This window comes from Nitrosomonas sp. (assembly GCF_024282095.1).
GTDB lineage: Bacteria > Pseudomonadota > Gammaproteobacteria > Burkholderiales > Nitrosomonadaceae > Nitrosomonas.
The window spans coordinates 26,379-39,376 of record NZ_JAMWZS010000004.1 but is presented as its reverse complement, the minus strand read 5'-3'; the positions used below and the strand labels follow the sequence as shown (position 1 = coordinate 39,376).

Genomic DNA, 12,998 nt, shown 5'->3' with positions numbered 1-12,998 from the left:
TTTTGCAAGTGATAGAATAACCGGCGAAGTTAGCCAGACAGTCGCCGCCTGTTGTTCTTCTTGAACACAGGGGGAGGAAAGTCCGGGCTCCACAGAGCAGGATGACGGTTAACGGCCGTCCACCGTGAGGTGAGGAATAGGGCCACAGAGACGAGCGTATTCAGTTACGGTGAAACGCGGTAACCTCCATCCGGAGCAAGACCAAATAGGCAAGCGATGATGTTGCTCGCAGAGCTTGCGGGTAGGTTGCTTGAATGTACAGGTAACTGTGCATCTAGAGGAATGACTGTCCACGACAGAACCCGGCTTATCGGCTAGCTTCAACTTAATTGATAATTTGATGGACTAATCCAAGTTGATTGTGCAAACATCCTGCAGAATGGATACCCGGTGTATAACTCTCGTACTGAATACTTTCAATAATTCGCAATGATCCGTAAATTTCTCCGCAAGGTATTCAGCCGCAAGGCACCGGCTTCCGAATCGATCGCAAAGCTGAACATCATTCCCTTCAAACGTCACGGTATTCGGCGTAATCTAATCGCCCCCTGTGCATTAAAGATAACCACTCAGATACAGCAAGCCGGGTTTTCAGCCTATATTGTCGGCGGCGCGGTGCGTGATCTGCTACTGGGATTGACGCCCAAAGATTTTGACATTGCAACCAATGCGACACCTGAAGAAGTGCGCAACATTTTTCGCCGGTCACGCATTATCGGGCGGCGTTTTCGCCTGGTTCATGTCATGTGTGGCGCTGAACCCGTGGAAGTATCAACCTTTCGTGGACCTTCCTCGAATGATGATGACGATCCTGCATCGATCCAGTTGACCGATCCGCATGGCCGCCTATTGCACGACAATGTTTTCGGTAATCAGGAAGAAGATGCCTTGCGTCGTGATTTCACGGTCAATGCGCTGTTTTATGATCCTGCCAAAGAAGAAATTCTAGATTACCTGAATGGCTATGAAGATATCAAAGCCAAAAAACTGCGCATCATCGGAGATCCGGTACAACGTTACCGGGAAGATCCCGTGCGCCTATTACGGGCCGTGCGCCTGGCGTCAAAACTGGATTTGCAAATTGCGGCGGAAACCGCCAAGCCCATTGGCGATCTGGCACCATTACTGCAAAACGTCCCACCGTCCCGTTTGTTTGATGAAATGTTGAAACTGCTATTGTCGGGGCATGCGCTGTCTTGCGTTGTTGATTTACGCGCGCGCGGTTTGCATCACGGTCTTCTACCCATGCTCGATGTCATACTGGAACAACCATTAGGTGAGCGTTTTGTCACCATTGCGTTGAAAAATACCGATGAGCGGATTAGAGAAAATAAACCGGTTTCGCCAGCATTTTTGTTTGCCATACTGTTATGGCACGAAGTGCTGTCAAACTGGAATTCTCTCCAGGCTTCCGGGGAAAAACCTTTGCCCGCTTTATTTACAGCAATTGATCAAATTCTTTCGATACAGCATAAAAAGCTGGCTATCCCGCGTCGCTTTGATGCCATTATCCAAGAAATATGGACGATGCAGCCGCGCTTTGAGGCTCGCGCCGGACAAAAACCCTTTCGTTTGCTTACCCACCCGCGTTTTCGCGCTGCTTATGATTTCATGCTGTTGCGCTGTGAAAGTGGTGAGCTGAGCATGGAATTGGGCGAGTGGTGGAAAACCTTTCTATCTGCGGATCACAACCAGCGCGAAAAAATGTTGTCCAGCCAGCCGGCAGCAAAAAAAGGCAAAAGACGGCGCAAGCGCAAAAAATCTTCGCCCGATCCTGCTTTGGCTGGGGAAAATTCCATCAAAAACGATCACAGTTGATCCACCCTTTCCATGGATAAACAACCAAGCCAGGCATTCATTGCTTTGGGCAGTAATCTGGAAAACCCGATTGCCCAGATTCAGCACGCATTTGAGGAATTAAAACAACTTCCCGGTACGTGCTTGATGAAGCAATCTTCGCTTTATCAAAGCGCGCCTGTCGGACGCCTGGATCAACCCGATTTCATCAATGCGGTGGCACTCATTGAAACTTATCTGGCACCGCATGATTTACTCAACGCATTGCTGGCTATCGAACAAAACCATGGACGTGTACGCGAATCTTTGAATGCGCCACGCACACTGGATCTCGACATTCTGTTGTACGATGATCTGCAATGCCGTGATGAGAAATTGACATTACCGCATCCACGTATGTTACAACGTGCATTTGTCCTGAAACCGCTGATGGAAATCGCCCCGGATTGTCATATTCCGGGACATAACGACATCGCTCAATTACTTTTATCGTGTGATGAGCAAAAACTCGAACAAATTAAAGCATTGAAATAATCGAATACACATATTCATAAAACCCGGGCTTATGCCAATCACACTACTACCTCGCCTCATAAAATCCCGACGTTGGATTAGGGAAGCTGCGCATATGCAACGTATTTTCTTCCAGCTCTAATCGGTTATATTCATCACTCTCTATAATAGAGCTCAACCTGATCCTATCTGCTCTGGGTTGCCATTCAAAATCAAAGGATGGGTGCATTAAGAAATCGAGAAAAGCATCCAAAATTCTGGTTTCAGGACATACTTGTTCTTTCCATAAAAACTGCCCCATCTCGTTAACTTCTAGAAACACGAAGTCATGTTCTGGTGTAACAATAAAATCAAAGCACCCAAACACGATATTCAGTTTTTTCATTAACTGACGGCAGCTTTCGTAGATTTCAGGTGGCAATATATAAGGCTCTGGATCCAGTTCATTGATTGGACTCACGCGGTAATCCGTTTTTCCTTGCTGGCTATGTTGAGAATTCAAACGAATTGCTACAACATGTGCACCGAGAAATGTCGCCCGAACTTCAAATTCCTTTTCAATGTAAGGCTGAAAAATTCCTGGGGTTAACCGCAAAATTTCTGGATTGGGCAATGACTCCACACTTATTTTCGTAGTTTCCAGTACTGCCGCATTACCATCTGATAAATCCCAGCGAGCCGGGAAAAAGGATTTATAAATAGTCTGATTCGGTTGATTCTTAAGGATAAATGCCGCAATATCGTCCGGATCATTACTAACCAGCGTACGAGGTATCGTAAACCCGGATTGTTTGGCTTCACGTAACTGCAATAATTTGCTGCGAGCAGCCAGATGGCCAGGATAGCTGTTGATCCAAAAAGCCTCTTTAGCCAAAGCATGCCACAGTGATCTAAAAAAGAACGCATTCTCCGTCACTGCGACTTGCCGATCTTCCGGATGCAGAATATCAGGCAATATCGGAGGTACGGGGCGTCGCAACCAAATCACATCAAATTTTTGATTTTCTAAACTAAGAGAAGGGCCGTTAAAAACCCAATTTGTTTCTTCTGCATTCTCATAATAAATGGAAATCGATTGTCGACAAGGATAATCGGCAGTAAACCATCTGTGCACATCAATACCTCTGCGAGTGGCTGCACAGCATACTATCCGCGCATGATCATCACCGACCATTGTTGGTATCAAAATTTTCACAAGGTCATTCCTTTTATGGATACGAATCGAAGCGCCATGGAAAAATATCTATGGCACCTATTTGTTTGGGCTGCTATATCACATCACTCGGTAGATGGTGTGGTCCGACATAACTAATGTGCTGCGGCATGCCACCTGCAATTTTCTTGATCTCTTCAGAAGTCAGCTCATGTGCTATTTTCCGCGCAAGAATCCGTTCTGTTTGTGCTGGCTTATCAGTGCCATCAGCATTACACCAGTGTGTATTAGAATCTTTAATTTCCATTTTCTTACTCCTTTATCGGTAAAGAATTCCTTTGGAACCGATTACTCGGGAGCAAGCTCCCGAGATTTATTAAACTTAATTAGATAATTATTGCGTTAGCAACAATCATCCGCTTCACAGCACGGCCCGCAATGACTAACGTGTGCACTCATCATGCCACCCGCAATTTCCTTGACTTCTTCACAAGTCAGTTCGTGCGCTACTTTCCGGGCAAGGATCCGATCTGTTTGTACTGACTTATTCGTGCCATCAGCATTACACCAGTATGTATTAGAATCTTTAATTTCCATTTTCTTACTCCTTATTGATCAAATTTAAATTGTGTAACATAGTTGTAAACCAAATTTGATATCAAGCACATACAAGAATCATGGTCACATTAATTGTGTAAATGATTCTGCACTAACTCAAACAAAGTTTGATTTACATGTACAAAATATCTGATTTAAATCATGGGATCTGTGAGGAAAAGCACCTCAGGGATTAACTATTACTTGCATACTTGGCGAGCAATCCATTTTTCATGGGCAAATTCGCTATTAAACATTAACTGTTGCAGTTAGTTCTTGAATCCGCCCCTCTTTCTCTTTAATTTGCCACAACAACTCGCGGCACCTCCGAGGAAGGTATAGCGGATTCCAATGCATGAACAGATGATTGGGTTAGCATATCACTGATAATTTTTCCACCATTGAGTACAATCACCCTATCTGCACTGGCAATCGTTTCCGGGCGATGTGCCACAATGATACGCGTCAGTTTAAGTGTACTTATGGCTTCATTCACACTGTGTTCCCGAGCGATATCGAGATGACTGGTAGCTTCATCCAGAAACAGAATACTCGGTTGACGGTAGAGCGCACGGGCGAGCAACAAACGCTGTTTCTGGCCGCCTGACAGCACTGTTCCCATATCTCCCACCAACGTATTGTATTGCATCGGCATTGTCGTGATGTCATCGTGAATGACTGCAAGTCGGGCGCTGGCCTCAATCCGGCTGTAATCAGCTTGTGGATCAAAAAAACAGATATTTTCAGCGATGGAGCCGGCAAATAACTGATCATCCTGCATGACGCTGGCGGCTGCTTGGCGGTATCGTGTAATTCCCAAACGGTTCAGTGGAATACCATCCACTTCGATACTTCCGCCGGTGGGTTGTAACAATCCTAACATGAGCTTAACCAGCGTCGTTTTGCCACAGCCTGATGGGCCAACGATAGCTACCGATTCTCCCGCTTTAATACTGAAACTGACATCTTGCAGCACAAGAGGATCTGTTTCTGAATGACGGAAAGCCAAGTGCTTAACTTCGATTCGACCATCGAGGGGAGTGTCGACACTACCTGACTCATCGTCCTGCTCTGCAGGTGTCAGTGCAATATCGCCCACCCGCTCAGTATGTAACCCCAGCATGCGCAGTTCCAAACCTTTTTCAATCAATGCAGCCATTCGTTGCACAAATTGGGTTTTATAGGCAATAAAAGCAAATAACATCCCTATTGAAAAGCCGCTTCCGCTTGCATTGTCCAGCACCAGCATGGCGCCTAACCAGATGATGATCACATTTTCAATACCGAATAGAAAACCGTTGAGGCCTTGATACAAAATGCCCAATCGCTGGGTTCGAATGCTGGCATTGAACTGGTCTACAGCGAGATTCTGCCAGGTGGCCGTACGCGGTGCCTCATAAGCAAAAAGCTTGATACTTTGCATGCCGCGAATGGTTTCAAGGAAATGACTTTGTTGCTTTGCGCCTCGTACAATGTGATCTTCCGTGGCAAGACGAAATGGACGGTATAGCGCAAAACGCAGCAAGGCATAAATCGTAGCCGCAATAATCGCGATCAGTGCCAGCTTGATACTGTAAAAAAGCATCATGCCCAGCGTGACGACAACCATCACACCATCGATCAACGCTTCCAGAAATCCCGTTGTCAGCGTGCGTTGTATTACATTGAGTGAATCAAAGCGCGACACGACATCGCCAATGTGGCGTTTGTCGAACCAGCTCATGGGCAAGCGAATCAAGTGACGAAACAAGTTCGTGATCATTTGCAAATTCAGCGTCGTACTCAATACCATCAATACCCAAGCACGTAAAGCCGTCACACCCGTTTGCACCACGGCAAGCAATAGAAACCCGATTCCCAACACCGTGACAAGATCATAATCCTGCGCCACCAGCGCCTGATCCACGACCCACTGCATGTAAAAAGGCGCCAGGATGGCAAAAAGCTGCAATACCAGGGCCAGAATCAGGATCTGTGTAACCGTTCCACCTAGTCCTTGCAAGTGGCCGATCAGCGACGATAGCTTCACCTTGCGTGTATCGTCACGCGGCATAAATTCACTGGTCGGCGTGAGTTCCAACGCCACCCCGGTAAAATGTTTGGAAAACTCGGATAAAGGCATTTCGCGTTCACCGACTGCGGGGTCATGCAGTATGACCCGATTACCCTGAACCTGTGTCAGCACCACAAAATGATTGAAATCCCAATGCAGCACACAAGGCAGCTTAAGCTCCGGTAAATGTTCGAGATCAAGTCGCAGAGGCCGGGGTGTGAGTTTGAGTAGACCTGCGACTTTCATTAAATCAGCCAGTGTCGAACCGCGTAATGAAACGGCGTGACGGGCGCGCAAAGTTGCCAGATCGATGCGGTGTCCATGGTACCCGGTGATCATGGCTAAACACGCCAGGCCACATTCTGCAGCTTCAGTTTGCAGAATCACCGGAACACGATGGCTAAGGGAAAAGTTGAGCATGATAGCCACCTCCTAAATACGGCCTGTAATGGATAGTAGCGGATCAAACACCCACTCGATCAGACGCCGCCGATCCATATGAATGTCCGCATCCAGCACCATGCCTGCCTGCAAAGGCATGGCCTGTCCATACGCCTGAACCTGCTGACGAGGTAATCGAACGGTCACGCGGTATACCGATTCCTGAATGGATAACGGTAAATTAGACTCGTTCGACTGAATGACCGTGCGTCCAATTTCAACAACCTCTCCCAAATGATGCCCAAAGCGCTGGTAGGGGAACGCCTGATAGCGTAAAGAAACTTGCTGAGTGGGTTTGATAAAGCCCGCCGCGCGCGTGGGCACGAGTAATTGTGCTTGCAATTCAGCGTCCTCTGGCAGAATTGAAAGCAGTGGTGCATTGGGATTAGCGGTTTGTCCGATTTCAGCCAGAATGGTTGTGACAGTGCCAGCGGCAGGCGCGGTCAACACGACTCTGCGTCGTACATCCGCCTCGGTCAACTGCTGTTCCAACTCGGAAATCTGCCGTTCGATTGCCGATGTGTTGTTATCGCGTTTTAATCCGGAGGTAGAGAGCTCCACTCGTGCAGTATTCAGTTCACGATTCAGACTGGTGATGCTACGTTTTATTTGCGCAAGTTGATTGCGCTGGTTGATCAATTCCTCTTGTTTTTCCTGCAATGCGGCGTCGGAAACGAAGCGCTCCGTCAGTAGTTCTTCATAACGTGCTACCGTACGCTCAGCACTGGCCACACGACTGGATTGCAACGCCAATTGCGCCTGCGCTTCTCGAATCTCAGTTTCCAGTCCGCGTATCCGCCCTGCGATACCGCTGCCTGTCAACGCATCAATTTCCTGCTGCTTGCCTTGCTCTAACCGCAAGCTATCACGCCGCAGTTTGAGTTCTATCAGCATGGCCGCCTGGGTTTCGCGCGTTGTGGACGTGGCGCGTTCACTGGAAATGGTCAACAGGATATCCCCTTGCTTGACCAACTGTCCTTCATCGACGTGTTTTTCGAGTACGGTGCCTGTTTGCGGTGAGTAGATCTTGATCATGCCCTGCGTAGGAGATAAATAACCCACGACATGCTCCTTACGCGTGTATTCACCCCAGAAGGCAAAACCCACCAATGTAATAGCAAATAAAACAGTCACCCAGACGAGAAACCGGATGGTTGGTGATCGAACGATCAACACGTTGCCATGCAGACGATCCTGCTCATGAGATAAAGCATCGGAGCGAAAAAGTGACTGTTTCATTTGGCCATCATCGATAAAGAAACTTTAAACTTTGTTTACTAATTTAGGCAATGGCTGAAAAAATTTCCTTGTTCAGCCATCACCAACTATTAATTACAAATTGCATTAGTTCCGCAGATCAAAAACCGTACAAACGATAATAGTTCCGTTCATCCAACCATGGAAACCACTCTGCTAAAGAGCCTCCAGAAATTTGATTAACTTCATAATTATCTAATTCTTCCATCATATTTCTCCTTAAAACTAATTGCAGTAGTCGCTTAATTAAACCTAGACTGTAGAGCGACTACCAGATTCCACAGGCAAGGTATAAAAAATATTGATCTTTTTTACTACATATTTCTATAAATAAATCATAAAGTTAAACGTTTTATTCAGCACCACACGTTCCACCGACGACCGCGAAAACCTGCGCGCCATCCCAATCCGGCTGGGCGCTTGAGCAAAACTGATGACAAAAATAAACCTTACATACAGAACAGCCACCATGATCTGCACATGGCAGTCATACCTCCGACTTTTTTGCTGATTTTTCTGCATATGACAATCAACTACGGCGTGCTCAGAATAGTGTTACGCAATCGGAATCGCTGTGATAATAATCACGCCAACGGTGAGAAATTCACTGAGGAAAATCGGTGATATTGCTATCACAAAGACTGGATAGGTCAAATACGTTATCATGGCGTCACCCAGACAAAACGAAGCAGCCGTTCAGCAATTCAGGCATTAAAACACTACATGAGAACCACACTCGCCACACTGCAAAAACTTGTTGATAACAATGAAAAATTCACGGTCCTGACCTGTTATGACGCGATTTTTGCAGGCATACTGAAAAACGCAGGGGTGGATGTTTTGCTGGTGGGCGATTCGCTGGGAAATGTGTTGCACGGAGAAAGCACCACGCTATCGGTGACACTGGACGATATGATTTATCATACCCGGTGTGTTGCGCGTGGTGCCGACAAGGCGTTTATCATGACCGACATGCCCTTCGGCAGCTACCAGGTTTCACCTGAACAGGCTTTCGAGAATGCTGCCAGGATTATTGCTGCGGGCGCACATATGGTCAAAATTGAAGGCGGGCAAATCATGGTGGATACTGTCCAATTCCTGACACAACGTGGTATTCCCGTTTGTGCCCATATAGGCCTAACACCGCAGTCAGTTCACCAACTTGGCGGCTATAAATTACAGGGTAATTCGGAGGAATCAGCCAAACAATTGCTCGATGATGCAAAAAACCTGGAAAAAGCCGGAGCAAGTCTGCTGGTCATGGAAGTTGTGCCGGCAAAACTGGCTAAAAAGATTACCCACGCGCTTACGATACCTACCATCGGAATCGGCGCCGGTGTTGATTGTTCCGCTCAGGTTCTGGTGCTGCACGATATGCTGGGATTGTATTCAGGTAAAAAACCCCGTTTCGTCAAAGATTTTATGGCAGGTGCTAATAGCATTCAGGAAGCCGTTGCAAACTATGTGGTTGCTGTCAAAACTGGCCAGTTTCCAGGCCAAGAACATGAATTTTAATTAATCGTCATTGTGTGAAAACATTTACCGACATCATCGCGCTACGTAATAGCCTCAGCAATAAACAACGTATCGCTTTCGTTCCCACCATGGGGAATTTGCATGCGGGTCATCTCGCATTGATCAAGCAAGCAAAACAGCTATCCGATTGCGTGGTTGCCAGCATCTTTGTCAATCGACTGCAATTTCTGCCACACGAAGATTTCGACCGCTACCCGCGCACTTTTGACAATGACTGCAAATTGCTTGCCGAGCTGAATGTCAATACCCTTTTTGCACCGAATGAAGAAATTCTTTTCCCAACACAGCAAGAATTCTTGCTAGCATTACCACCTGTAGCAGATACGTTAGAAGGAGAGTTTCGTCCGAGTTTTTTTCGTGGTGTTGCAACAATCGTATTGAAATTATTCAATATCATTCAACCCAGTCTCGCTGTATTCGGTAAAAAAGATTACCAGCAATTGCATATCGTGCGTGAAATGGTACGACAATTGAATTTACCGATTGAGATTGTTGCCGGTGAAACCGTCCGCGCACCCGATGGATTGGCGTTAAGTTCGCGCAACCAATACTTAAATAACGCACAACGATTGGAAGCCTGCAATCTGTATCAAACGCTGCTGCAGCTTAAGCAAGAAATTATTTCCGGCCGCAAAGATTTTCCGGTATTGCAAGAAAACGCTACTAAAAATCTTGCGAAACGCGGATGGAAAGTTGATTACATTCGAATCCAAAAACGCAGCTCGCTGATGCCTGCACATAGCGACGATGACGATCTAGTGATATTAGGTGCGGCTTGGTTGGATAAAACACGGTTAATCGACAACCTGGAAATAACCGATTAAATATTTTTTGTACGCTAACATTGCACTGTTGTTGCCTTTAAAACCAGACAGATAAAGAACAAAAAATTATGCAATCACTCAACACCTTCTGGTTATCTTGCCTGGATCATTTCAGAAAAGAACTTAACGCACAACAATTTAATACTTGGATCAAGCCGCTACAAATCGATCCAACACTCAATAGCGACAGTGAAGTCGTACTCATCGCCCCGAATCGTTTCGTGTCACAGTGGGTAAAAGACAACTTCATTACTCATATCGAAGTGATGGCACAAGGATATTTTGCTAAAAAAATCCAGTTTCACCTGAAGCTTGCAAATCAACCTGAAGTTAAAAATACGCCACCTGATCCAGCGCCAGTACATATACCCAGTGAACCGAAACCTATATCGAGTACGGCATATCCACCGACAAGGAAAAATACCAGCCGCCTGAATCCTAGCTTCACATTTGATAATTTCGTTACGGGAAAAGCCAACCAGCTGGCTCGGGCGGGCGCCATCCAAGTTGCGGAATCACCTGGAATTGCTTATAACCCGCTTTTTATCTATGGTGGCGTAGGCTTAGGAAAAACCCATTTGATCCAGGCAATTGGTAATTACGTGCATGACAATGACAAAAGTGCGAAAATCCGCTATGTGCATGCTGAAAAATATGTCTCGGATGTCGTGAGCGCTTACCAGCATAAAGCTTTTGATAAGTTTAAACTTTACTATCACTCACTGGATCTCTTATTGGTTGATGACGTGCAATTTTTCGGTGGTAAAAATCGCACTCAGGAAGAATTCTTCTATGCTTTCAATGCACTCATAGAAACACACAAACAAGTCATCATTACCTGCGATTCTTATCCGAAAGAAATTTCCGGATTGGAAGAGCGGCTGGTATCACGATTTGGATGGGGATTAACCGTAGCAATAGAACCACCTGAATTGGAAATGCGTGTTGCAATCTTATTAAAGAAAGCCGAGTTGGAAAAAATCCGGCTGGACGAAAATGTCGCTTTTTTTATTGCCAAGCATATCCGCTCGAATGTACGTGAACTGGAAGGTGCATTAAAACGGGTACTGGCTTTCTCACGCTTCGTCGGCCAGGAAATAACACTCGATCTGGCCAAGGAGGCATTAAAGGATTTGCTGGCTGTACAGAGCCGTCAAATATCGATTGAGAACATCCAGAAAACCGTCGCTGATTATTACAAAATCAAAGTATCGGAGATGTACTCAAAAAAACGCACACGCATTGTCGCAAGACCTCGACAAATGGCGATGGCAATTGCCAAGGAACTAACTTCTCTGAGTTTACCGGATATCGGCGAAGCCTTTGGTGGAAGAGATCATACAACTGTACTTCACGGTTACCGAAAAATTAACGAATTACGCGTCTCCGATCCTGTCGTGAGTCGGGATTTTAATGCACTGATTATGATTTTAAGAGGTTAACGACCTGTTAATAATTGTTTAATAACTTGTGTATAACTGGTTAATACAAAAATTTTCAGTTTTTATCCACAAACTATCCAATTTTTATACAGGGATCATACAAACAGGAAATTTGTACTATCTTTTTGATATTTATTAAGTATTATAAGATATACAGAAGTATTGAAGACACTATTAAATTATTATTATTTTTTTATATAAATGCTTTTAATAAAAACTAACAGAGATACGTTGCTAAAACCGTTGCAGACAGTTACCGGAATTGTCGAACGTCGTCAAACGTTACCCATCTTATCAAACGTCTTGATTCAACAAGACGAAGAAAAGACGTCTTTTTTAACGACTGATCTGGAAATACAAATCAAGACATCTGCTGCTAAAGACGTTTCGGCCAAACAAAATTTTTCCCTGACTGTTTCAGCGAAGAAGCTTCAGGATATTCTGCGCTCACTGTCATCCGACGCAGAAGTTGCACTGACAAGACAAGATGATCACCTGCAAGTGAAATCAGGTAAAAGCGCCTTTAACCTGCAAATATTACCTGCTGAGGATTTTCCGCAAATCGTCGAAGAATCGAAATCAGATATACTTGTTACACTGAAGCAAAGTGAGTTAAAAAAACTGTTACACCATGTTCAATTTTCAGTGGCACAGCAAGATATTCGCTATTATCTGAATGGGCTTTTATTATTAATAGAAGGCAAACACTTAATCGGTGTTGGCACTGACGGGCACCGTCTTGCTTACATTGCAACCGATTTGGATAACACTCAGAATAAACAGGAAGTCATTCTTCCACGTAAAGCTGTTTTCGAACTGTCAAAATTGCTGAACGACAGTGAAGATCCGGTGAATATTGAATATTTTCAAAACAAAATTCGGTTTTCTTTTTCCGACATCGTTTTAACATCCAAAATCATTGATGGTAAATTTCCCGATTACAACCGGGTCATTCCAACCAAAAACACAAAACTGTTTGCAATAGATCGCCTAATTTTTCTGCAAGCATTACAACGAGTGTCGATTCTTTCCAATCAAAGCGAGAAATTCCGCGGCGTTCGCTTAATTGTCAGTAAAGATAATCTATGCATTATCTGCAAAAACAACGAACAGGAAGAAGCTCAGGAAGAGTTGGAAATTAACTACGCTGATGAATCGATTGATATCAGCCTAAACATCACCTATCTGTTGGATTTATTAAATAATGTGGATAATGAAACAGTACATTGTGCATTTGAAAATGCCAACAGCAGTGTCCTGATAACAGTACCTGGAAACAATGAATTTAAATACATCGTTATGCCGATGAGAATTTGATCGAAATTCCTGGCAGGAATGAATCAAAATCCTCAGAAGTTACAACACTTCATTCAAACTTCACAACT

At 45.0% G+C, this 12,998-nt stretch carries 11 protein-coding genes and 1 other RNA gene; 7 read left to right on the top strand and 5 right to left on the bottom strand.

Going from position 1 to position 12,998, the window contains the following annotated elements; genetic code table 11:
- The first annotated feature begins 25 nt into the window (after window positions 1-25).
- The 3 genes from rnpB to folK all read left to right on the top strand — a co-directional run bounded on the left by rnpB (window position 26) and on the right by folK (window position 2,331).
- Window positions 26-326, top strand: an RNA gene (gene rnpB / locus Q0K92_RS02220) — RNase P RNA component class A.
- Between the two features lie 103 nt (window positions 327-429).
- Complete coding sequence (gene pcnB, locus Q0K92_RS02215) at window positions 430-1,818, top strand: polynucleotide adenylyltransferase PcnB (RefSeq protein WP_297324177.1); 1,389 nt, start codon at window positions 430-432, stop codon at window positions 1,816-1,818.
- Window positions 1,819-1,830: 12 nt separating this feature from the next.
- Window positions 1,831-2,331, top strand: coding sequence for a 2-amino-4-hydroxy-6-hydroxymethyldihydropteridine diphosphokinase (gene folK, locus Q0K92_RS02210; RefSeq protein ID WP_297324176.1), 501 nt, complete (start codon window positions 1,831-1,833; stop codon window positions 2,329-2,331).
- A 46-nt stretch (window positions 2,332-2,377) separates the two neighbouring features.
- Here folK and Q0K92_RS02205 read toward each other — a convergent pair whose 3' ends face one another.
- From Q0K92_RS02205 to Q0K92_RS02185, 5 genes are all read right to left on the bottom strand, one after another.
- Window positions 2,378-3,505, bottom strand: a complete 1,128-nt coding sequence (locus tag Q0K92_RS02205) for an MvdC/MvdD family ATP grasp protein (RefSeq protein WP_297324175.1) — start codon at window positions 3,503-3,505, stop codon at window positions 2,378-2,380.
- Window positions 3,506-3,578: 73 nt separating this feature from the next.
- Window positions 3,579-3,770, bottom strand: a complete 192-nt coding sequence (locus tag Q0K92_RS02200) for a hypothetical protein (protein ID WP_297324174.1) — start codon at window positions 3,768-3,770, stop codon at window positions 3,579-3,581.
- A gap of 95 nt (window positions 3,771-3,865) precedes the next feature.
- Window positions 3,866-4,060 (bottom strand): hypothetical protein, encoded by a 195-nt coding sequence (locus Q0K92_RS02195; RefSeq protein WP_297324173.1) that lies wholly within the window; start codon window positions 4,058-4,060, stop codon window positions 3,866-3,868.
- 298 nt (window positions 4,061-4,358) lie between these two features.
- Window positions 4,359-6,533, bottom strand: a complete 2,175-nt coding sequence (locus Q0K92_RS02190) for a peptidase domain-containing ABC transporter (protein WP_297324172.1) — start codon at window positions 6,531-6,533, stop codon at window positions 4,359-4,361.
- A gap of 12 nt (window positions 6,534-6,545) precedes the next feature.
- A complete protein-coding gene (locus tag Q0K92_RS02185) occupies window positions 6,546-7,793 on the bottom strand; it encodes an HlyD family efflux transporter periplasmic adaptor subunit (RefSeq protein WP_297324171.1) in 1,248 nt (415 codons plus the stop codon).
- 741 nt (window positions 7,794-8,534) lie between these two features.
- Between Q0K92_RS02185 and panB the strand changes: the two genes are divergently transcribed.
- The 4 genes from panB (at window position 8,535) to dnaN (ending at window position 12,930) form a co-directional block, all read left to right on the top strand.
- Complete coding sequence (panB, locus tag Q0K92_RS02180) at window positions 8,535-9,326, top strand: 3-methyl-2-oxobutanoate hydroxymethyltransferase (RefSeq protein ID WP_297324170.1); 792 nt, start codon at window positions 8,535-8,537, stop codon at window positions 9,324-9,326.
- Between the two features lie 14 nt (window positions 9,327-9,340).
- Complete coding sequence (panC, locus tag Q0K92_RS02175; RefSeq protein ID WP_297324169.1) at window positions 9,341-10,171, top strand: pantoate--beta-alanine ligase; 831 nt, start codon at window positions 9,341-9,343, stop codon at window positions 10,169-10,171.
- A 68-nt stretch (window positions 10,172-10,239) separates the two neighbouring features.
- Window positions 10,240-11,613, top strand: coding sequence for a chromosomal replication initiator protein DnaA (gene dnaA / locus Q0K92_RS02170; RefSeq protein WP_297324168.1), 1,374 nt, complete (start codon window positions 10,240-10,242; stop codon window positions 11,611-11,613).
- 201 nt (window positions 11,614-11,814) lie between these two features.
- The gene (gene dnaN, locus Q0K92_RS02165) at window positions 11,815-12,930 is read left to right on the top strand and encodes a DNA polymerase III subunit beta (protein WP_297324167.1); all 1,116 of its coding nucleotides are present in this window, start codon (window positions 11,815-11,817) and stop codon (window positions 12,928-12,930) included.
- Window positions 12,931-12,998 lie beyond the last annotated feature (68 nt).

What these genes read in the sequence shown, in the direction of transcription:
- panB (WP_297324170.1), top strand. Translation starts at nt 8,535, where the DNA reads ATGAGAACCACACTCGCCACACTGCAAAAACTTGTTGATAACAATGAA.
- Q0K92_RS02190 (WP_297324172.1), bottom strand. Translation starts at nt 6,533, where the DNA reads ATGCTCAACTTTTCCCTTAGCCATCGTGTTCCGGTGATTCTGCAAACT.
- dnaN (WP_297324167.1), top strand. Translation starts at nt 11,815, where the DNA reads ATGCTTTTAATAAAAACTAACAGAGATACGTTGCTAAAACCGTTGCAG.
- pcnB (WP_297324177.1), top strand. Translation starts at nt 430, where the DNA reads ATGATCCGTAAATTTCTCCGCAAGGTATTCAGCCGCAAGGCACCGGCT.
- Q0K92_RS02185 (WP_297324171.1), bottom strand. Translation starts at nt 7,793, where the DNA reads ATGAAACAGTCACTTTTTCGCTCCGATGCTTTATCTCATGAGCAGGAT.
- Q0K92_RS02195 (WP_297324173.1), bottom strand. Translation starts at nt 4,060, where the DNA reads ATGGAAATTAAAGATTCTAATACATACTGGTGTAATGCTGATGGCACG.
- Q0K92_RS02200 (WP_297324174.1), bottom strand. Translation starts at nt 3,770, where the DNA reads ATGGAAATTAAAGATTCTAATACACACTGGTGTAATGCTGATGGCACT.
- dnaA (WP_297324168.1), top strand. Translation starts at nt 10,240, where the DNA reads ATGCAATCACTCAACACCTTCTGGTTATCTTGCCTGGATCATTTCAGA.
- folK (WP_297324176.1), top strand. Translation starts at nt 1,831, where the DNA reads ATGGATAAACAACCAAGCCAGGCATTCATTGCTTTGGGCAGTAATCTG.